Source organism: Treponema saccharophilum DSM 2985 (assembly GCF_000255555.1).
GTDB classification, from domain to species: Bacteria; Spirochaetota; Spirochaetia; order Treponematales; family Treponemataceae; genus Treponema_D; species Treponema_D saccharophilum.
Genome location: NZ_AGRW01000046.1, coordinates 17,952 through 38,167, shown reverse-complemented (window position 1 = coordinate 38,167; position 20,216 = coordinate 17,952). Strand labels below are relative to the sequence as shown.

Here is a 20,216-nt window from a genome sequence, read left to right as displayed (position 1 = left end):
AAGCGCTTTTCCGTTGACTTTTTTCAACATAGTGGACTTTTATTTTCCTTACATTGCGGTTCGTTTTTCATAGTGATATTCTAAAACCAAATTTATTTTTCAGGAGTCATTTATGGATTTTGTAAAGGAACTCAGGGCAAAAGCAAAAGCGGCAGGAAAAACAATCGTTCTTTGCGAGGGCGAGGACAAGCGCGTTGTCGAGGCTGCTTCGGTCATCGTTAAGGAAGGAATCGCGAAAATAATCCTCCTCGGAAACAAGGCAGAGATAGAGAAATTCGGATTCGACATGAGCGGAGTGAACATCGTCGACCCGACGACGGACGCGAACGCGGACAAATACGCGGAGATTCTCTACAAGGCGCGCGAAGGAAAACTCAACAAGAAGACGGGTCTTCCCGAATACGCTGACGTCGCGGCAGCAAAAGCGGCGGCTCTCAAAGATTACACGATGTACGGCGCGCTCATCCTCAAGGCCGGAGACGCTGACGGATTCGTCTCAGGCGCCTGCCACTCAACGGCGAACACGCTCCGCCCGGGACTTCAGGTCATCAAGACTGCACCCGGAATCAAGACCGTCTCTTCTTGCTTCATCATGGTCGCTCCCGAGGGCGGGAACAAATACCTCTCCGACGGAATCGCGGTTTTCGGCGACTGCGCAATCAACATCAACCCGACTGAAGAGCAGCTCGCGGACATCGCAATCGCGTCTGCCGGAACTGCAAAGGCTATCGCGGGAATCGAACCGCGCGTCGCGATGCTCTCATTCTCAACGAAAGGTTCGGGCGCAGACCCCAAAGACGGCGACACAGTCGGAAAAGTTTCACGCGCGACGATAATCGCACACGAAAAGGCTCCGGAACTCGCGCTTGACGGCGAATTCCAGTTCGACGCGGCAATCGCCCCCGAAGTCGGCGAGCTCAAAGCGCCGGGAAGCGCGGTCGCAGGACACGCGAACACGTTCATCTTCCCGAACATCAACGCAGGAAACATCGGCTACAAAATCGCGGCACGCATGGGCGGCTGGAAGGCAATCGGCCCCGTCTGCCAGGGATTCGCGAAGCCGCTCAACGACCTTTCGCGCGGCTGCAACGTCGAGGAAATCGTCGACACGGTCGCGGTAACGGCACTTCAGGCATAAAAAAATCGGCACCCATATAAGGTGCCGCGTCATATTGTCCGGCATTTTGCTGACGCGACATCTTGTCGCTGATGCGGAATGCCGATTTTTTTACAGATTCGCCGATTTTCCCGACGGAAATTCCACGAGCTGCCGCATCGGACAGGAGTTTTTGCGTTCGGATTGCTTTCGTCAGGAATCGGAGGTTGCAGACGTGTTCTGGGAAAATTCCTCGATGCCGTGCGCAATCTGCTGGAGCGTGTCGAAAATCTTGCCGCCGGAAGAGACGACCTGCCCCGCATATTTCTTGATTTCCTGAGCGTTCTCGGCGCCGCTTGCCCGGGACGTTGCCATAATGCTTCCGAACCCACGCTCAAGGGACCGCGCGTTCTCGCAGCTGGCGTCTATCTGGCGCGTTCCCTTCTCGCTGTCGAGGATGAGGCGGTCCGACGCGTTCTGAATCTCGTCGATGATGTTCTTGATTTCCTTGATGCTGTCGATGATTGTGTCGGACAATCGGCGGATTTCCGTCGCGACGATATGGAAATTCTTTCCCGCCTCGCCGGAGCTGGACGCCTCAAGCTCTGCGTTGAACGCGATGATTTTCGTCTGGTCTGCGACGTTGCTTATGATGCCGACGATATCCCAGATGCCGTTCATCTTCGTGTTCAGCTTCTTGATTCCCTCCGTCGTGAGCATGTTCATGTTCCTGATTTCCTGCAAGTCGCGGACATTGCTCTGCAAAGCCTCGCTTCCGGAACGGACTGCCTCGGTGATGCTGTTCATCGCCTCGCGGATTTCCTTCTCGTGGTCTTGATTTGCGAGGTTCATGACGTAATGGTGGCAGTTCTCCTTTCTGTTCAGCCCGTTGAAAATGGCGACCGCCATCTGCTCGCAGCTGTTGTAACCGCACGCACCGCAGTTGTAGATGTCGGATTTGCTGTGCTTGCCCATGCTTTCATACACCTGCTGGAGTTCGGATTCGTTCGGCTCCTTTATGAATTTCTCCACGGCAACGCTGCGGTCTTGATACACGCGCTCGTAAATGGCTGGTTTCCAGTACGCGTTTACCGTCTTCTCAAGCTTCCTCAGCGCGAACTTGCTCGGATTACCGCCAGTCCTCCACTTCTCCTGCCTGGCGCGAGCGCGGCTTTCCACCAAATCCTCAAGCTCGTCAAGCGGCATGTTGTTGTTTATGCTTCCGCCGCCCCTGTTGCATCCCTTCTCGCAGTTCAGGCAGTCGACGAGCTGATAATACGGCTTGCACCCGGACGAAAGCGAGCGATCCAAACCGGCAAGATACTCGAACACCGCAGGCTGCCCCTCAATCTTCCTCGTTTTCGACGAAATTCCGGGAACGAAACGCTCTGCCGTGCGCATGAGGCCGCCCGGCGTCGAATACAGAACGGCGCGTTCGGCGAGCGGATTGTCGTAATCGACCTGCGGGTACGAGGTCAAATCTATATTGTGCTCCCTGAAATAGAGGTCGAGATTCTTCATGGTAACGTTGTAGTCGCCCCTTCCGTTCTCGTCGAACTCGCGCCGCTTCGCGAAGCACGGGGAGATGACCGCTATTCTGCAGTCGCGGTATTCGGGATAAAAATGGCGGATACATTCCACCGTGTGCGCCATCGGGCTGTCGGCTTTCGCCAGATACTGAATCAGCTGCGGGCGGTATATTTCTATGAAGCTGACGAGAGCAGGACACGGCTGGGAAATCATAATCATGGGATTCTCTTTCTTTATCTGCTCGACGTAGCTTTTTGTCGTCAGCTCCGCGCCGAACGCGACATCGAACACCGCCCTCACGCCGACGGATTTGAGCCATCCGTTAAGGTTCAGGTCCTTGCCCGAAAAGTTGACCGCAACCGCAGGCGCGACGATTGCGACGATGGAAATTCCGGACTTCAGGTCGCGGAAGAATTCCGGCATGTCGTCGATTCCCGTTCGCGCGCCGTGCACGCAGGCATCTATGCAGGTTCCGCAACCGATACACAGGTCGTGGTTGATGGACACATAGCTTCCGGAACCGTTGTTGCACATTTTCACAGGGCAGACGCTGATGCATCGGTGGCAGTTACAGCATTTTTCCGGATCGACATTGATTACGGGTCGGAGATGTTCCGCACTTGAATAGTCATTCATAGGCTAATCCAAACATAAAAAATAGAACGTACAACTAAAAACGCGCACGTTCCTGATTATACCACAGTTCAAGGGAGATACAAAAATAATTCAGATAATATATAGCTTTCGGCATCGGAGCCGATGCCGAAAAAATGCTATTTTCTGCGCAGCTCCTGGGCAATCGATGACAATTTTTCGGAGGCGACGGAAATCTCGGCGGTCGCTTCCTTGAATTTGTCAACGCCGCCTGAAATCTGCTTGAGCGAAATCAGAATCTGCTCGCTCGCGACAGCCTGCTGGGAAATAATCGTCGTAATCTCGTCGGCGCTTCCCGCCGTAATTTCCGACGCGTTTTTTATGCTCGAAAACCGGTTCTCAAGGCTCTTCGCGTTATCGACTCCCTCTTTTATCCGTTCCGTTCCGCTCTCGCTCATCAAAATCAGGCTGTCCGAGCTTTTCTGAATTTCCGTGATGCTTTCCTTGATTTCCTTCGTCCCGTCGATGATTCCGTCCGCGAGGCGCCGGATTTCGGTGGCGACGATGTGGAAATTGTGCCCCGCCTCGCCCGCGCTCGACGCCTCAAGCTCGGCATTGAACGCGATGATTTTCGCCTGGTCCGCGACGGCATTGATAAGCGTCACGATATCCCAAATCTTCGCGATTTTGTCGCCCAAAGCCTTGATTCCCTCAATCGTCGTTTGGTTTGCCTCGGCGATTTTCCCGAGCTGCGTGACATTCTCCTCAAGGTACTGCACTCCGTCGGCAACATCCTCCGACGTCTTGTTCGCGAGGCTCGTAACGTCCTTTATTTTTTTCGAGATATTCTCGGACAGCGCGGTATTGTCCTCCATCGTCGCGACGATTTCCTTTACGGCAGCGCTCTGGTTCTGGGCTGTCTCGGCGTTTTCCTTCGATGACGAGGTAAGATCCTCCGTCTCGTCAATCAGGCGGTTGCTCGCAGAAGTCGCCTTCCTCATCATCGCCTGCAATTTCGATATGAAAAGAACGAAAACAGAAAACACAATCTCAAGCGCGATGCAGATAATCAAAAACACCATGTTTCCGCTCGATTTTCCGGCGCTTGTCGGGGCGGTCGCAATAAGGTACCAGCCGTAGCTCGACAAATAGCGCATGACGCCGTATTCCTTCGCGTTGACCCTGAACGTGTGCTGCCCGTTCGAGTTGCTCGCCAAATCGCGCGCCTCCCGCATCAAGGCGTCAAAATCGTCGCTTCCGTTGTAGACGCGCTTTATCGATGCCTTCTCCAGAAGCAGCTCTTTGTCCTGCGCGCCCGTAATCTCCTTGTCGTCGTTGAAAAAATACAGGTGGATTCCGTTCCGCAGCGTCTCGTAGCATTTGTTTATGAAGTTGTCGAGTTCGATGCCCGTTCCCGCCATGCCGATTGCATTTCCTTTTTCGTCGCGCACGACCGCGTTGAGCCACAGGCACGTCATGTCCATATCGGCGTTGTAGTTTATGTTGAAATTGTAGACGTCTGTTTTGTGGAGCGTCATGTTGTACCAATAGTCGTCGGGATTGCTCGGGTCAACGACATAGGCAAGTTTCATGTCGTTCCAGAATTCCTTGTCCACGTCGTTCGCCCAAAAGACTATATGCGAGGAAAACGCCTCCTTATAGCTCCTGAGCTCGGCGAACGCCCGCTCGCGGTTTTCTGCGTCGTTGGGATTCTTGAAGAAGCGCACGATTGTCGGGGAGGACGCGAGTTTTTTCGTCAGGGCGATTTCCGGCTGGAGATAATCCTCCATCATGATTCCCTTCTGGTTCACTTCCTCGCGCAGCACCTGCGTCAGGTTGTTCTTCGCCATGTTCCTTGAAATCGCGTTGTAAGCGAAAAGCAGCAGCAAAGCCATTCCTGAGATAAGAATAATCGGGACAAATTTGTCCTTGTACAGCGTCCTTTTTCCTGCCATAGACACCCCTTCAAAAGCCTTAGGATGAATGCCGTTTTCAAATCGGCCTATGAGCAGAAATTCTATTCCGTACATCCGGATATTTTCAAGACAATTTTTTCTTTTTTTTGCATGGCTTCGCCCTGAAAAACGGCTGATTCGGATTTTGCCATGATGAACGGAATTTCGCGGGATTGCGATTTCAAAGGTCCCCGTTCGGAATGGCACGGGAAATCCGGACAGCGCCTAAGGCAAACGGATTTGTTCGCGATTACCATCGCCCACTTTAAAAAAGTGAAGGCCGTTAGTCCTGAACGAATCCGTTTGTTTATGCAGGTCGCAAAAAACCGATATCTGAATCCGTCACGATTTTTTTGACGGCGGATACCGCGTGACGAGCTTGGGGTCGAGTTTGTCGCGGAGGTCGAATTTGTCGAGCGCCCAGATAATGCACAGCCGCGACACGGCAATCGCGCAGAGAAGCCCCGCGAGAAGCAAAAACGGCAGGATGACGCTGACGGGCGCGCTCTGCCTGATGCTTTCCGGCGCGCCTGCAAGGATGAACGCGCTCGCGAAAATGATGAACACCTCGATGACCGTCCCGATGAGTATGTTCAGGACGAGAACGCAGATGTTGAAAATGAAAGTCCTCTCGCCCCTCGTCATTTCTCAGCTCCTTCCCCGCCTTTCGAAAGCATCACGGAGACGAACAGGAGGATTCCGCAGACGACGACGGCGGAATCGGCGATGTTGAACGTAGGCCACCGCTCGAAGCCGAAAAGCCCGTAGAATTTCACGTCGATGAAGTCGATGACGCCGTGCGGATTGAAAACGCGGTCGATTATGTTCCCGATTCCGCCGCCCACGACTCCGCAAATCGCCCATCGCTGGAGGCGGGTGATTTTGTCGCTCAGAAAATAGAACGCCATCACGAAGCCGAGCGCGACAATCGGGAGAATCTTGAACAGGATTAGCCGGACAATCTCGCCGCTCCCCTGCCCGATGGAGAACGCGACCCCCGTATTGTAGACGAGGACAATCCGCAGGAAATCGCCGAAGAACGACGCGCCCACCGAATGCACCGGAATGTTCGCCACGACGAGCTGCTTCGTAACCTGATCGAACACGACGACGGCGACGAGAAGCGCCACCGGAAGAAGTTTTTCAATTTTGTTTTTCATTTTCTGACATGTATCTCCGTATGTTTCTTTTTTGATTTCCTACATTCCCGTCGGGATGTCGATGAACACCGTCTCAAGGGCAAGCTCCTTCGAGACGCGCTCCATCATGAGGCGGACGCCGACCGTTTCCGTCTGGTAATGGCCGCCCGCGATGACGTTGATTCCGGACTCCTCGATTTCGTGGAACTGCTCGTGGCCGACCTCGCCTGTTATGAACGCGTCCGCACCGGCGCGCACCGCCTGGTCGAAGTCGTCGCCCGCACCGCCCGAGATTATCGCCACGCGCCTGATTTCCTTCTTTCCGAACGGAAGAATCCGCGACGGCTTCTCCCCGTCCGGGAACATCATCCGGGCAAGCGCGTCGACGGAGACGCTTTCAGAAAGCTCGCCGATTGCGCCGAGCGTCATCCCGCGCCATTTTCCGAACGGGCGCGGCTCCTGAATACCGAGCCGAGCCGCCATCCCGAAATTGTTCCCGACCTCCGCGTTCGCGTCGAGCGGAATATGGTAGGCGCACAGCGCGATGTCGTTCTTGATGAACGGGGAAATCCGCTTGTAGAGCGTTCCCGTCACAGTCTGGCAATGTCCCCAAAAAAGCCCGTGATGGACAAAAAGGACGTCGGCGCCCGCATCCTTGGCGCGGAGCGCGGAAGCCTCGCACGCGTCGACGGCAAACGCCACTTTGCGTATTTCCTTTCCGCGCGGGTCGGAATTCTCAATCTGGATTCCGTTGAGCGAAATGTCCGACGAAAAATCCTCCTTGTGAAGGATTGAGTTGAAAAACCTGTTCAGCTCAATGAGATTCATTTTTTCCTCCAAATTATCAAACCCGTCCGGCGCAAAAACGCCCGAACAGGATAACGCGATTTCGAGCATCGCATTTCAATAAGCCAGCCCCGAAACGGAAATCTCCGGGCGGGCTTGTTCGACAACGATATTCCGGGATTCGGAAAGGAACGCCGAAAAACAGCTCAATCCGAAACCTTCCGCCTGCTTTTTTTCTCCGCGACGAATCCGGCGAGCTGCTGCACCGTCTTGAACGACAAATACCGCGGGATGAAGAATTCCCCGTCCCGCGCGATTCCGAGCCGGTGCGCGAGAAGGATGTCCGTCTGCTCGATGAACCCCAGCCCCACGTTCTTGTATTCCGGGATGAATTCCATCTGCAGCATACCCTCGACGCTCCCCGGGAATTTGTCGGAGAAAGCGAAAATCTGCTCCGACGAAAGCCCGTCCGTAATATAGAAGACCTTCCGCTCGTTCCCGTACTTTTCGAGTACGAGCGACGAAAGAGCCTCGTATCCCTTCTGCGTGAAGGCAGCCATCTCGCCCTTGATGCGCTCGAATTCCTCGCCACCCTCAAGCATCGCGCGGACGACGGAAAAACGGCGGAATATCCGCGAATCGCGCCGGTCGTTGAAGAGGCGCATGTCCGGCGCGAAGAAATCGGCCGTGATGACGGTGAATCCTTTCTGCGCGAGAAAAACGAAATACGGCTCGTAGCAGAACGTCTCGGCAAGCGCGCTTCCCACGAAAATGAGGAGCGGAGCCTCCGCCGCGCTGAGCGCCTCGACCGCAGGCTCGTCATCATTGCTCTCGAACGGCTCGACGACATCGTGCGGCCCGATAAAGAAATCGATTCCGTTGAGGAGGGAATCGTCGGACGAAATCCACTCGACTTTCTCCGTCGGCGAATAAATCGTGACGGTCCCCGAAACGGAATGCCCCAAGAAGAATTCCTTCACGCGGCTGAAATCGGAAAGCTCCGCGACTTTCGAGAAATCGGCGTCCTCAAGCGTCTCCGGCAGAATCCCCGAATCGACGCGGAACCCGGAAGCGGCGTTCCCGTTAACGCTGAGGACGGTCTTGTCGACGCCGAAATCCGTGGGAACGCAGCGCACCGGCCGGAAATACAGCACGGCAGCCGCCAGAACGAGAGTCAGGACAGTCTCGATTACGGACGCGACAATGAACACGGCGGAATAATGGTCAACGAAAAGCTCCGCGGAAAGCCTGAAAATAGCGCGGAGGTTCGTCACGAAAACGACGAACGAAAGGCAGCACAGCGCGAGCGAAATATAGGAAAAGCCCCAGATGGCGATGACGAGCAGCGACACGATGAAAGAAAACGGGCTTACGACCGTCGCGGCATCGATTTTCGGGTTCTTGATGAAGAAAACACGGACTCCCGATATAAAAAGCAGCAGCAGCACAAGGCACTGCCCCAAAAACAAATCGAACATGCGGACAATGATACAGGAATTCGCGCATCCACTCCACCATGCACGAAACGGAGTCCTGCCCATTTTTTGGGGAAGGCTCTTCCGGCGGGCAGGTCAAACGCATTATAAAATTTTCCATAGCCGAAGTGATGAAAAAACGACTTTGCAACGAACACTGTTGTTTTTTATCCAAAGAGGAACAGGGAAAACTCTATACATGAGCAAAAATGCGGTTGCCTTGTTCCGGCGGGAAGCGATGTTTGTTCAAAAAAAAATTGTGTGTTATAATCAGAGACGAATTTTCGTACCGGAGGGTTGGATGCAAGTTTCCGGAGAAAACAAAATCTAAAAAAGGTGAGAAAGAGGCATTCATGCCAAACCGCAACATTACTTTGGATGTTTCAAAAATCAAGATGGCCATAAGGGCCGGCATTCCTCTATCCATTACGACTTACACCCTTCCGAGGGACATGGTTGAATACATGGAGGCAGTTCTGTCGGCATTCCTCAAGGAACTCAACCAAAGCTCGATGAACGAATACCTCCGATACTGCCTGAACGAGCTTGTCACGAATTCGAAAAAGGCGAACACGAAGCGAATCTACTTCAAGGAAAAGGGGCTCGACATAACCGACGACGCCCAATACGAGAAGGGGATGAAAAACTTCAAGCAGGACACGCTCGGCGACATAAAAAGGTACATGAACATGCAGCGCGCCGCGGGGCTGTACGTCAAATTCATCCTCCAGACAAGGAACAACAAGATAAAGCTCGAAGTCAGGAACAATTCCGAGATGACGTTCCGCGAATACAAGAGGATACACGACAAGCTTTCCCGCGCGCAGCAGTACACGTCCGTCGACCAGGCGATGAACCAGATTCTCGACGATTCGGAAGGCGCGGGGCTCGGAATCATAATCATGATACTGATGCTCGAGAAAGTCGGTCTTACCGAGGAGAACTATCAGGTTCTCTGCGAGAACGGCGAGACGATAACGCGGATAATCCTTCCGATAAACGAAAAATCGCAGAAGGAGCTTTCCGTCGTGTCGCATGAATTCGTGAAGCTCATCGACAATCTTCCGCAGTTTCCCGAGAACATAACGCGCATAAACAACCTTCTTGACGACCCGAACGCAAAAATGAGCGAAATCGCGTCAATCATATCGAGCGACGTCTCGCTCGCGACGGATTTGCTGCGGCTCGTCAACTCAGCGGCGTTCGCGCTCGCATCTCCCTGCCGGAGCATCTCAGAAGCCGTGAAGCTCGTCGGAATACACGGCATAAAGAACATGCTTCTCTCGATCGCGTCTATAAACGAGCTGTCTCGGCTCGGCGACGGCGTCGACGAAAAGAAATCAATCAGGAAGGACATGTGGATTCATTCCTACCGCGTCGCTTTCTACGCGTACAACCTGGCAAAGAATTTCTACCCGACAAGCGCGACCATCGCGGAGGACTCGTACATCTGCGGGCTTCTCCACGACATGGGCAAGCTTATTTTCGAGGCGGTGCACCCGCTCATGAACGAAAGGATGAAATCGGTCTGCGTAAAAAAGGACATCTCGACGGACGTTTTCGAGAGGCTCGTCGCGGGCGTGAACCACGGCGAAATCGGCGCGCTCATCGCCGAAAAATGGAATTTCCCCGAAGTCATAACAAACGTAATCCGCTTCCACCACGACCCGGAGCTTGCTGCCCCGGAACACAAGGCGACGGCGAACATCATATACCTTGCGGACATGCTCGCGCATTTCCAGAGAGAGGAAGTCGATTTCTACCAGTTCGACAAGGAAGTCCTCAATTCGTTCCACATAACGACGCAAAGCCAGCTCAAGATGATTTCCGAAAAGCTCGCAAGCGAATTCGCGAAGGAGCCGTTCTGATTTCAGACGGGGGCTTGCCTCTATTTCCTTGACGCAAGGCTCTCCGCCCATTTCTGCATCAGGATTCCGAACGCGACGCCGACGTTAAGCGACGCCTTCAGCCCTTTCATGGGAATCGACACGCGCCCGTATGTCGCCGCGGAAAGCGCCTCGGGGCTGACGCCGAGCTCCTCGGAGCCGATGATGCAAATCCCGCGCTCCGGAAAATCGAACGTCCTGATGTCGTCCCCGCCCGTCTCAAGGACAAAGACTGGGAGATTTTCTTTTTCAGCGTAATCGGAAAGCTCTCCTACGGACATGCGCTCGAATCCCATCGTCTCGACGCATCCCATCCCGCTCCGCAGCGATTTCGAGTGCGACGGGTCAACGCATCTCGGCGATATTATGACCTTTTCGGCCCCCATCGCCTCCGCGCTCCGGAAAATCGAGCCGATGTTGAACGGAGAGCGGATATCCTCCGCATAGACGCAGACGCCCGGAAAAAAATCGCGCACGGCGACCGTTCCGGCGGCTGCCGTCTTGTGCGGCGCGATTATGAGATCCCATTCCGCGGGAAACGTTCCGATTATAGCAAGCAGATTGTTCCTCGCGACGTTGCAGGTGCGCCGCTCCGCATCGACGTCGAACGGCTCGCGTCCCACAAGCGCGGAAAGCTCCTCTCTCGCATCGGGCGGCAGCGACGGGTCATCGATGACGATTTGCGCGAGCCGCTTCGTGTATTCCGCGCGCGGCATATTTTTGAACGAATACTCGCTCCCCTTCTCCGGAATTCCGTCTATATCCCGCTCAAGCGCCCCGAACGTGAGCGCAAGCTTCCTGCGCTTCTGCCCGGGGGAAAGCGTGTTGAGTTTTCCTGGCTCAATCATGGCGGAAAATCAGAACGCTGCCTTCACGAGCTCGAACAAAAGGTCGCTGTTCATGCTGCGCGGAAGGAAATTGATGAATTCGAGTTTCGCGGCATTCTCCACGACAAGCGCGAGGTTCTCGATGGAGACGCCGAGGTCCTTGAGGCGCGCGGGAAGGTCGGCCTGGGCGATGCGCTGCCTCACTGACTCCGCGAGCGCATTCGCCGCCTGCTCGTCGTCATCGCCGTCGCCGGCAACGCCGAGCATCCTCGAAATGCGGCTCACGCGGTCGAGCTTGAACTTCGCGCAATCGGAAATCACATACGGAAGGAGGATTGACGAGGTGAGCGAGCGCGGAATCTTGTATATCGAATTTATGCAGAGCGAAAGAAGCGAAGCCGTCCCGACGGAACTGAGCCCCGCCGCAAGCGACGCAAGGCATCCCGCCTGGGAGAGGATTTCCTCCTGCGTCTCCGCCATGAACGAATTCTCGCTTCCGAACATCACCCCGCGCATCAGGCCGAGCGATTTTTCGACGAGCATGTCGCTGAAGAAATTCGCCTTCTGGGAAAGATACGCCTCGATTGCGAGACAGAGAATCTCGATTGAAATCGAGTTCGTCTGGTTCTGCGAGAGCGTCACGTTCAGGTTCGGATCGAAGACGACGACGGAGCACAGACCGTCGCGCGCGGGCATCAGCTTCGTTTTTGACGAACGTGAATCGATTACGGGAATCCGGTCGGTAAAAATGTATGCGTCGCGAAGCGATGTCGGTACGCAGATAAGCGGAACGGGATTCTTCTCCGGAAGCGCGCCGTCAACAAGCGTGTAGAAATCCTTGCCCGCCATTATGTCGTTCAGGACGGACGCCACGGCGCGCCCGACGCACATCGTCTTCCCGCCGCCAACCGCGAGCACGGAATGGATGTGCGCCTCCTTCGCGAGGTTCAGGGCAGCCTCGATGCTCTTCGTCACGGCGCCCTCGGAAATTTCGTCGAATATGAAGAAATCGACCTGCCGCTCCGACAAAGCCTGCTTTATCTTGTCGGCAATACCGTTCTCCTTCAGAATCGGGTCGACGATGAACATGACCCTGTTCCCGCATTCGAGAATAAACTGCCCGATTCTGCTCGACATATAAGAGCCGAGCATGATATTTGATGACAACTTGAACGTAAAATCCGCCATAAAAAACACCTCTCAACAAAAAAAGACGGAAAATGGATTCCGTCTTAATGGGCGCGCCCGCCCCCTGATCAAGAAAATTTGAAAGAATGCACTCCCTTGCATTACAGGCAAAATCCGCAATCCATTACAGATTGCCCACCGAAGGACGATGGGCAGTCGCAATTATCCAGATCAAAGCCCCCAAGCCATCATAAGACCGTCTGCAGCAGATGCGATTCTCTCAGGATTGAGATAATTCGGATCCTTTATTTTTTCTTTGATCGATGCAATAAGGTCAGAACGAACATCCGGTGTCTCTTCAGCAACCTGATCCAAATAATACGCCTCAGCAGCACTCATCGCCTCAGCCGAAACGCTTATCGAGTCGTTGACGGCGATTCCCGCTGGCCTATTACTTGCGTGGTGTGTGTTCTGTACGGTATTGAGGGGATTTACTCCCCCAAAAGTATCAAGTTTGTTCAACATCATAAACGACCTGCCCTATTTGATGAATTAATTATCGGCAAATTCCCCAGAAAGTTGAGCCTTCTTCACACCGGATATGAACACGGCAAACTCCCCCAGAACCTTGTCCCGTCCCGCAAAATCATCGCGCACGTCAGCGGCAGTTCCCTCCACGATTTCCTCGTGGATTTTCGTAAGCTCGCGTCCGACGACGACCCTTCTCCCGCCATCAATATCGGCAATGTCCGTCAGCAACTTCACGACGCGGAACGGCGACTCGTAAAGGACGACAGCATCCCCCGTCGCGAGAAGCTCGCGGAGGCGGCTCCTTCTGCGTCCGGGCTTCGGCGAGAGAAAGCCCTCGAACACGAGCGTCTTTCCGCCGGCGCCGGCAACGCTCACGAGAGAGGCAAACGCGCTTGGACCGGGAATGGGGACGACCTTATGCCCGGCAGCGCGCGCCATTCCGGCAAGGACAGCGCCCGGATCGCTCACACCCGGCGTTCCGGCATCGCTCGCATATGCGACGTCCTGCCCCTCGTCGAGTATCTTTATTATCTTCTGCCCTGCCGTGCCCTCGTTCTGCGAGCGGCACGAGACAAGCGGCTTCTTTATCCCGAGATGGTTCAGAAGCTGAAGAGTATGCCTTGTGTCCTCCGCGGCAATCACATCGACGCTCTTGAACGTCTCGACCGCGCGGAACGTTATGTCACCGAGATTTCCTATCGGCGTTCCAACAATATATAAAGTAGCCATTCGCAAAAAATTATATCACCTTGAGAATCCGTTGATAAGGGCGCGGAGTTTCTCCTCGGAAACCTCAATTCCGCAGCCGCGGCGCGCCATCATCTTTCCTGCCGAGACGTAATCGTCCAGCATCAGGCAGAGCGCTCCGACAAATCCCTCCGCGCGGGCACCGAGCACGGGAAAAAGCGCGCCGACCATCCCGACCTTGAAGCGGCTCGACACGGAAAACGCCACGTCGTCGAAAAATTTCTCCGACTCGACAAGGGACACCGCCTCGACAAGCTGCCCCGAGCCGAAATCCGCGAACAACGCGCGCGCGAAGGCAAAAAGGAAATCGCAGGAATGCGCGCGAGCCTCTTCGAGCCAAAGCGGAATCCGCGCGCAAAGAAGGCCGCCGCAATACGAAAGCGCGTCGGAGACGATTGCCTCGCGGTTCGGGTAATGGTTGTAGAGGGACGATTTCTTTATCCCGAGCGCGGCAGCGATGTCGGAAAGCGACGTCCCTTCCGCTCCCCTCGTGAATGATTCCGACACGAACGCTTCTATTATCCGCTGCTTTGAAATCCGCTCTCTTTTCATCCCCATTATATCGGCAGGAACGCCGCCCGCGCGAGCAGGCCGCACGCCCCAAGCACGAACGAGCTGATTCCGAATGTGTTTGCTTAAAATTTACATAAAATTTACAGACATCGTAAAACAACATTTTCCAACCAGCAATGGATTATTCCGAACAAAAAACATGATTTTTTCTCAAATATCTCGCAAAAAATGAGGAGAATTTCAATTCATTTCAAAGATTTTCAAAACAACGGTAAACAAAAGAATCATTTGACAGCATTTTCTTATAATTGTACACTTGCTTATCATGAATTTATTCTTAGGAACATCGGCATCGTCTGGAGTTGGCATCGGGAAAGCGTTCGTCATCCCGGCATCGGAAAAGCGCGTGATTCCTCAGGTGGGAATTCTTCCCGGGGACAAGAAGAAAGAGCTTGAGCGATTCGATAATTCTGTCGCGACCGTCATCACGCAGATAGCCGCGCAGATGGACGCGGTTTCAGACACGTCCGTTCCGAGCAACAAAGTCCAGAAGGAAATCTTCGAGACATATTTCATGATGCTGAACGACCCGGAATTCATAAAGAGCGTCAAAAAATCGTTCGACGAGAACGACTACAACATAGAATTCATACTGAACCAAAAAGTCGAGGAATCGGCGCAGATGCTCCGCTCGAGCGGGAACGAATACCTTGCCGAGCGCGCGGAGGACGTCATCGACGTTTTCGGGCGCGTCCTCGACGACCTGCTCGACTTCCACCCGTTCAAAATAGACAGCGTTCCGGACGGAGCCGTCATCGTCGCGAAGACGATGAGCCCGAGCGACACAATCGTCCTCTCAAAACGGAAAATAGCGGGGCTTGCGCTCGTCGAATGCGGAGTCTCGTCGCACGTCGCAATTCTCGCGCGGAACTACGGGATTCCGGCAGTCTTCGCGCTCGACTACTCCACGCAGGAAATCAAGAACGGCGAGACGATAATCGTCGACGGAGATGCGGGCGAGGTCATCAACTCCCCCGATGCGGACTCGCTCAGGGAATACGAGAAGAAAATCGAGGCGGAGCGCGGACGGAAGGAATACCTCGAGCGGTTCAGGGACAAACCCGCGCAGACAAAGGACGGGACGAAATTCAACATACTGGCGAACATCGGGACCGTCGAAGAGGCGGAAATCGCCAAAAACGAAGGCGCGGACGGAATCGGGCTTTTCAGGACGGAATTCCTTTTCATGACGGAATCGAAATCGGAGATAAGCCAGGCGCACACGCGCACGACCGCGTTCAGCGAGGAAGGACAATATCAGGCGTACAAGAAAGTTCTCCAGACGATGAAGGGAAAGCCCGTCACGATAAGGACGCTCGATGCCGGCGGCGACAAGATAATCTCTCCGGCGGACGCGAGCAGCGAGTCGGAAAAAAACCCGCTTCTCGGGCTGCGCGCGATACGGCAGAGCCTTGCCAACCCGAACCAGCTCAAGACGCAGTTCCGCGCGCTTTTCAGGGCAGGAGTCCACGGCAACCTCAAAATCATGCTTCCCCTCATCACGAGCGTCGAGCAGGTGACCGCCGCGCTGAAGATTGCGGAAAAGGCGAAGGAGGAGCTCCGCGAGGAGAAAATTCCTTTTGCGGAGGACGTTCCCATCGGGATAATGGTCGAGACAGCCGCGGCCGCCATCATCGCCGACTGCCTCGCAAAGAAATCGGCGTTCTTCTCAATCGGAACGAACGACCTGACGCAGTACACGATTGGCGTCGACCGTGAAAATGCCGCCGTCGCCCCGCTCTACGACGAATTCCACCTCGCAGTGCTCCGCCTCATCCAGCGCACGGTCAGCGAGGCGAGCAGCGCGGGAATTCCGGTCTCCGTCTGCGGCGAGATGGCGAGCAAGAACGAGAGCGTGATGGTTCTCGCGGGAATGGGAATACGGAACCTGAGCATGAGCCCGACAAAAATCTCGAAGGTGAAGGAGCTTCTGTCGCGCTTCACCGTTCAGGAGCTCGAAGGGCTTTCGGAAAGCAAATTCAACAAATTCTAATCTGAACGCGGGCGCGGAAATCGGAAGCGGTTCATCAAGGCTGTTCGGAGACAACAGTTTCAGAACAGGTCTATTGATACACGCGCCCGCCTTTATCCCCCGCAGCCCGCAATCCGCACTTTGAAACAGTACGCCAATAGGATAGAATGGCGGACGGAAATACATTAAATCCAGAAACAAAAATCAGTTAAGGAAAGGACAATGGCAAAACAGAAGAAGAGGAAACCGGACTTCTCAAAGCCGAAACCAGAGAAAGCCGACATATCGCAGATGCCGCTCACGGAAGAGGAAATCAGGGAGATGAACGCGGCAGGCGAGAACGGGAAGAAAGCGGAAGCCCCGGAAGAGGAAAAAAGCGCGCCGGCATCGGACGAATTCGGGCAGATTGACGCGAACGCCACGGACGAGGGCGAGGACGGAATCACGTTCACGAGGGGGAAACTGTACACGAACCTTCCGCTCGTCGTCATCGCGGGAAGGCCGAACGTCGGAAAATCGACGCTGTTCAACAGGTTCATGCGGAGAAGGCTCGCGATTGTCGACCCGACACCGGGCGTCACGCGCGACCCGGTGGAGGCGACGGCGTTCATCGCGGGAAAGCCCGTCCATCTTGTGGACACCGGCGGATACAAAATCGACCGCGAAATCGGGACGAAGGAAGCGGAGATGGACGAGCTCGTCGTGGAAAAGACGCTCTCGATGATAAAAAAAGCCGACAGAATCGTCCTTCTCCTCGAGGCGGGAAAAATCACCGGCGAGGACGAGGAATTCATCGACTTGCTCCGCCCGTATCAGGACAAAGTCGTCACCGCGGTGAACAAATGCGAGGGCGGGAACGGGAAGGACGTCTCATGGAACTACCTCAAGTACGGTTTCAGGGAGCTGATGTTCATCTCGGCGGACCACGGCGACCACATAAGCGATTTCGCGGAGAAAATAGTCGCGGGACTCGATTTCTCGAACGTGAAGGAAGGAAGCGAGGAGGACCGCCCGATACGGATTGCGATAATGGGAAAACCGAACGTCGGGAAATCCACGCTGTCGAACAGGCTCACGCACAGCGAGAATTCAATCGTCAGCGACTACGCGGGAACGACGCGCGACGTCGTCGAGGGCGAATTCACGTACGCGGGGCGCGCGTTCGAGGTGCTCGACACGGCGGGAATCAGGCGGCGCGCGAAAGTCCACGAGAATGTCGAGTATTATTCCGTCAACCGCGCAATCAAGACGCTCGACCAGTGCGACGTCGTGTTCCTCATGATTGACGCGCAGCAGGGACTTGCCGAGCAGGACAAGAAAATCTGCTCGCTCGCGTTCGAGCGCGGGCGCGCGATAATTTTCATCCTGAACAAATGGGACACGCAGGACCAGAGCCGCAAAACGCTCCGCGAAACGACCGAGTACATAAAAATCATGTTCGGGCAGATGAACTGGGCGCCGATTCTCCCGCTTTCCGCGCTGAACGGAGAGGGAATCAAGGATTTGATGAACAAGGCAATCGAGCTGTACGGGCAGCTCGTCCGAAAAGTGGAGACATCCGCGCTGAACAAGGCGCTTGCCGACTGGCTTTTCCATTATCCGCCGCCCGCGACAAAGGCGATACACTTCAAAGTCCGCTACATGACGCAGACAAGCGTGAACCCCGTCGCCTTCAGGATATTCTGCACCAGCCCCGACAACGTCCCCGAAAGCTACGTGACGTACCTGAAAAACCAGATTCGCAAAGATTTGGGCTTCGACCAAATTCCGGTGACGCTGGAACTGAAAGCGAGCCGAAAGAAGTGGGAAAAACGCTTCGAGGAGTAATATTTTCGAAGCCCGCATGACGCGATAAAAGCTGTTTTTTTTCAAACAGCGACAGGATGTCGCGACATCTCATCACGCGAAAAATGAGAAACGGCGCACGCCGTTTCCAAGCGGAAAATGCACGGACGCATTTTCCGCGACGGCTTCGACCAAATTCCGGTGACGCTTGAACTGAAGGCAAGCCGCAAAAAATGGGAAAAACGCTTCGAAGAGTGACAAAGGCGCACGCTTTGATTGATGCGCGTTTGTCTTTATTTTTTGGAGCGTGCGCACGCAGCTCCCGCGAAAGCGGGAGTGCGCCTTGGCGGGAGTGCGCGCATTTTGAACACGCGTTTGTCTTTATTTTTGGAGCGTGCGCACGCAGCTCCCGCAAAAGCGGGAGTGCGCCTTGATGAAGTTGCGCGCGTTTTGGACACGCGTTTGTCTTTATTTCTTGGAGCGTGCGCACGCAGCTCCCGCGAAAGCGGGAGTGCGCCTTGATGAAGTTGCGCACGTTGTTTGATGCGCGTTTGTCTTTATTTCTTGGAGCGAGCCTTGGCGGATTTTTTCGCGTTGTTTTCCTGTTTTGGGGGAAAGCAACGCGATTTTTTTTGAATCGAGGGGGGCGCTACTCGAGATTATCTGCAAGAATCGAATAACACGGGGCGGAATGCGAGTACGCGAAGCCCGTGATTTTCTGCGACATCGTGAAGAGCGCCCTCTTGTGGAGGAGAGAATAGCCTCCGCACATCGTCGTGACGAATTTTGTGGCCGCCGTCGTGTCAGAAGAGGCAAGGCAAATCGACATGACAAGCGTGTTCAGGAAGAACTGCGGGCGGAACGTTGCGGAAAGCGTGTATTTTCCGTCATTCTCCACAACAGAAAATGTGCTGTACGGGTCGTATGCAGCGATTCCGAAACCATAGCCATTCAGGTAGGAAAGCATTGTGTTCGCCTCGGCCTCCGTGTCGAAAGTCAGGTTGAACGTGTTGCTTTGGACGGCGGAAGCGTCTTCAAGTTTGTACAAGTCAGTGCGGCCGGACGCTACTCCGTTCAGGTAGCTCGTGTCCTCGCCGTTCGCGCTGACGTAGGCAGACGCGAGAGGGAGAGTCTTTTTCCATTCGGAAAGGTAGGTGGAACTGATGCTCGCCGCCTTGTCGGTTCCGTAGCGGGTGAAGCCCCAGTTTTTGAGCGGAAGTTCCGTCACCAAATCGTCCGTGTTCACGATGTTGAAGATTGTCTTGTACTCGGAGGCGTTCGACGCTGTGGTCGTCCTCGGAGTCGCGAATCCGTAAGCGAAAGAAGTCCAGCCGCTGTCGTCCTCGTACACTTTTCCGAGAATGTTCGCGATTGCCGCGCCGCGAGAGTGTCCTGTCAGGAGAACGATTTTCTCCGAACCTGAAACTTCATGTTCTGCGACATACGCTTCGAATTTTTCTTTCAAGCGGAGGGAAGCGAGAGCGAAGCCCTTGTGCTCGGTCGCAAATGAACTGGCGAGAGTCGTGTAGTTTGAAATAGATTCTGCCTGAACAGAAGCCTGGTCGGTGTTCCCAGCAGCAACCGCGGCAGCCACCGAGTGAGTCGCGGAGAGTGTGGCATACGTTTTTGTAGTCGCGGCATCGGAAAAGTCGCCCACGTCGAAGTTGCTGAACCACTGGTCCATGCCGGAAGAGCCTTGCACGGCGACAGTGAAAATCTGGTATTTTTTGTCGCCCGAATCCACGGTTTTGTGCGCGAAGACCGCATTCGTGAGGTCGCGTGTGTCCGCCAGGTAATCGGATGAAGAAAGCTCCACGTATTCAGCGTCCTCGAAGCCGAAGTTCGAGTAGAGAGCCGTGTTGTCGTAGGAGCTAGAAGGATTCTTCGAGCTTGTTTTTAGTGAAACCTTCGCAGTGTCGTAGCAGTCGAACGCGAGGGCGAAGGCGAAACGGGCGAGAGCCGGAGAGTACGCGCTGTTGTCCGCGCCAACGAGCAGGGAGTTGTCGTAGGCGAACGAAGTGTCGAAGCTCAGGACGTTCGAGCCGAGAGTGAAATTGACGACCGCGTTGTTCGATTCGTAGTCGTAGTCCGCCCCATCGTCGTTGGAGCATGAGAAAAACGCGAAAGCGAAGGCGACCGCCAAGACAGGAAGCGCCGATTTTTTCATTTTGCCAGTCAATTTGAGAAACATA

General features: G+C 54.6%; 16 protein-coding genes. 4 read left to right on the top strand and 12 right to left on the bottom strand.

Annotated elements, in window-relative coordinates:
• Window positions 1–112 precede the first annotated feature (112 nt).
• Entirely contained in the window at window positions 113–1,138 is a 1,026-nt protein-coding gene (gene pta / locus TRESADRAFT_RS07215) for a phosphate acetyltransferase (protein WP_002704306.1), read from the top strand.
• A gap of 171 nt (window positions 1,139–1,309) precedes the next feature.
• Here the strand turns inward: pta and TRESADRAFT_RS07210 are convergent, their stop codons facing one another.
• The 6 genes from TRESADRAFT_RS07210 to TRESADRAFT_RS07180 all read right to left on the bottom strand — a co-directional run bounded on the left by TRESADRAFT_RS07210 (window position 1,310) and on the right by TRESADRAFT_RS07180 (window position 8,578).
• The gene (locus TRESADRAFT_RS07210; protein ID WP_217169684.1) at window positions 1,310–3,160 is read right to left on the bottom strand and encodes a [Fe-Fe] hydrogenase large subunit C-terminal domain-containing protein; all 1,851 of its coding nucleotides are present in this window, start codon (window positions 3,158–3,160) and stop codon (window positions 1,310–1,312) included.
• 239 nt (window positions 3,161–3,399) lie between these two features.
• Window positions 3,400–5,175 (bottom strand): methyl-accepting chemotaxis protein, encoded by a 1,776-nt coding sequence (locus TRESADRAFT_RS15115; protein WP_050985057.1) that lies wholly within the window; start codon window positions 5,173–5,175, stop codon window positions 3,400–3,402.
• 342 nt (window positions 5,176–5,517) lie between these two features.
• A complete protein-coding gene (locus TRESADRAFT_RS07195; protein ID WP_002704299.1) occupies window positions 5,518–5,820 on the bottom strand; it encodes a hypothetical protein in 303 nt (100 codons plus the stop codon).
• Window positions 5,817–6,335: a signal peptidase II gene (gene lspA / locus TRESADRAFT_RS07190; protein WP_002704297.1), complete on the bottom strand. Its 519-nt coding sequence runs from the start codon at window positions 6,333–6,335 to the stop codon at window positions 5,817–5,819. The genes TRESADRAFT_RS07195 and lspA overlap by 4 nt, the downstream gene beginning before the upstream one ends.
• A gap of 39 nt (window positions 6,336–6,374) precedes the next feature.
• Window positions 6,375–7,142, bottom strand: a complete 768-nt coding sequence (locus TRESADRAFT_RS07185) for a Nif3-like dinuclear metal center hexameric protein (RefSeq protein ID WP_002704295.1) — start codon at window positions 7,140–7,142, stop codon at window positions 6,375–6,377.
• Between the two features lie 164 nt (window positions 7,143–7,306).
• Window positions 7,307–8,578, bottom strand: a complete 1,272-nt coding sequence (locus TRESADRAFT_RS07180) for a hypothetical protein (protein WP_002704293.1) — start codon at window positions 8,576–8,578, stop codon at window positions 7,307–7,309.
• Between the two features lie 449 nt (window positions 8,579–9,027).
• On the opposite strand from TRESADRAFT_RS07180, the gene TRESADRAFT_RS07170 reads away from it, so the two are divergent.
• Window positions 9,028–10,443, top strand: a complete 1,416-nt coding sequence (locus TRESADRAFT_RS07170) for an HDOD domain-containing protein (protein ID WP_245534334.1) — start codon at window positions 9,028–9,030, stop codon at window positions 10,441–10,443.
• 20 nt (window positions 10,444–10,463) lie between these two features.
• Here TRESADRAFT_RS07170 and TRESADRAFT_RS07165 read toward each other — a convergent pair whose 3' ends face one another.
• The 5 genes from TRESADRAFT_RS07165 to TRESADRAFT_RS07145 form a co-directional block, all read right to left on the bottom strand.
• A complete protein-coding gene (locus TRESADRAFT_RS07165; protein ID WP_002704283.1) occupies window positions 10,464–11,309 on the bottom strand; it encodes a TrmH family RNA methyltransferase in 846 nt (281 codons plus the stop codon).
• Between the two features lie 9 nt (window positions 11,310–11,318).
• Window positions 11,319–12,476, bottom strand: a complete 1,158-nt coding sequence (locus tag TRESADRAFT_RS07160) for an iron-containing alcohol dehydrogenase (RefSeq protein WP_002704281.1) — start codon at window positions 12,474–12,476, stop codon at window positions 11,319–11,321.
• A gap of 171 nt (window positions 12,477–12,647) precedes the next feature.
• On the bottom strand, window positions 12,648–12,944 hold the full coding sequence (locus tag TRESADRAFT_RS07155; RefSeq protein ID WP_002704279.1) for a flagellar biosynthesis anti-sigma factor FlgM: 297 nt from the start codon (window positions 12,942–12,944) through the stop codon (window positions 12,648–12,650).
• Between the two features lie 24 nt (window positions 12,945–12,968).
• Window positions 12,969–13,676, bottom strand: coding sequence for a 16S rRNA (cytidine(1402)-2'-O)-methyltransferase (gene rsmI, locus TRESADRAFT_RS07150; protein WP_002704277.1), 708 nt, complete (start codon window positions 13,674–13,676; stop codon window positions 12,969–12,971).
• 15 nt (window positions 13,677–13,691) lie between these two features.
• Window positions 13,692–14,246, bottom strand: coding sequence for a TetR/AcrR family transcriptional regulator (locus tag TRESADRAFT_RS07145; RefSeq protein ID WP_159100040.1), 555 nt, complete (start codon window positions 14,244–14,246; stop codon window positions 13,692–13,694).
• Between the two features lie 286 nt (window positions 14,247–14,532).
• Here TRESADRAFT_RS07145 and ptsP point away from each other — a divergent pair, with 286 nt between their 5' ends.
• Complete coding sequence (ptsP, locus tag TRESADRAFT_RS07140) at window positions 14,533–16,260, top strand: phosphoenolpyruvate--protein phosphotransferase (protein ID WP_002704270.1); 1,728 nt, start codon at window positions 14,533–14,535, stop codon at window positions 16,258–16,260.
• Window positions 16,261–16,461: 201 nt separating this feature from the next.
• Window positions 16,462–18,066, top strand: a complete 1,605-nt coding sequence (der, locus tag TRESADRAFT_RS07135) for a ribosome biogenesis GTPase Der (RefSeq protein ID WP_002704269.1) — start codon at window positions 16,462–16,464, stop codon at window positions 18,064–18,066.
• Window positions 18,067–18,673: 607 nt separating this feature from the next.
• On the opposite strand, the gene TRESADRAFT_RS07130 is transcribed toward der, so the two are convergent.
• A complete protein-coding gene (locus TRESADRAFT_RS07130) occupies window positions 18,674–20,215 on the bottom strand; it encodes a lipase family protein (protein WP_002704268.1) in 1,542 nt (513 codons plus the stop codon).
• Window position 20,216: the final 1 nt, after the last annotated feature.

Bases quoted from the DNA above. Each gene is read 5' to 3' on its own strand.
- TRESADRAFT_RS07195 (WP_002704299.1), bottom strand. From the start codon at position 5,820: ATGACGAGGGGCGAGAGGACTTTCATTTTCAACATCTGCGTTCTCGTC.
- TRESADRAFT_RS15115 (WP_050985057.1), bottom strand. From the start codon at position 5,175: ATGGCAGGAAAAAGGACGCTGTACAAGGACAAATTTGTCCCGATTATT.
- TRESADRAFT_RS07180 (WP_002704293.1), bottom strand. From the start codon at position 8,578: ATGTTCGATTTGTTTTTGGGGCAGTGCCTTGTGCTGCTGCTGCTTTTT.
- TRESADRAFT_RS07165 (WP_002704283.1), bottom strand. From the start codon at position 11,309: ATGATTGAGCCAGGAAAACTCAACACGCTTTCCCCCGGGCAGAAGCGC.
- TRESADRAFT_RS07145 (WP_159100040.1), bottom strand. From the start codon at position 14,246: ATGAAAAGAGAGCGGATTTCAAAGCAGCGGATAATAGAAGCGTTCGTG.
- TRESADRAFT_RS07160 (WP_002704281.1), bottom strand. From the start codon at position 12,476: ATGGCGGATTTTACGTTCAAGTTGTCATCAAATATCATGCTCGGCTCT.
- TRESADRAFT_RS07155 (WP_002704279.1), bottom strand. From the start codon at position 12,944: ATGATGTTGAACAAACTTGATACTTTTGGGGGAGTAAATCCCCTCAAT.
- lspA (WP_002704297.1), bottom strand. From the start codon at position 6,335: ATGAAAAACAAAATTGAAAAACTTCTTCCGGTGGCGCTTCTCGTCGCC.
- TRESADRAFT_RS07185 (WP_002704295.1), bottom strand. From the start codon at position 7,142: ATGAATCTCATTGAGCTGAACAGGTTTTTCAACTCAATCCTTCACAAG.
- der (WP_002704269.1), top strand. From the start codon at position 16,462: ATGGCAAAACAGAAGAAGAGGAAACCGGACTTCTCAAAGCCGAAACCA.
- pta (WP_002704306.1), top strand. From the start codon at position 113: ATGGATTTTGTAAAGGAACTCAGGGCAAAAGCAAAAGCGGCAGGAAAA.
- TRESADRAFT_RS07170 (WP_245534334.1), top strand. From the start codon at position 9,028: ATGGTTGAATACATGGAGGCAGTTCTGTCGGCATTCCTCAAGGAACTC.
- TRESADRAFT_RS07210 (WP_217169684.1), bottom strand. From the start codon at position 3,160: ATGTGCAACAACGGTTCCGGAAGCTATGTGTCCATCAACCACGACCTG.
- rsmI (WP_002704277.1), bottom strand. From the start codon at position 13,676: ATGGCTACTTTATATATTGTTGGAACGCCGATAGGAAATCTCGGTGAC.
- TRESADRAFT_RS07130 (WP_002704268.1), bottom strand. From the start codon at position 20,215: ATGTTTCTCAAATTGACTGGCAAAATGAAAAAATCGGCGCTTCCTGTC.
- ptsP (WP_002704270.1), top strand. From the start codon at position 14,533: ATGAATTTATTCTTAGGAACATCGGCATCGTCTGGAGTTGGCATCGGG.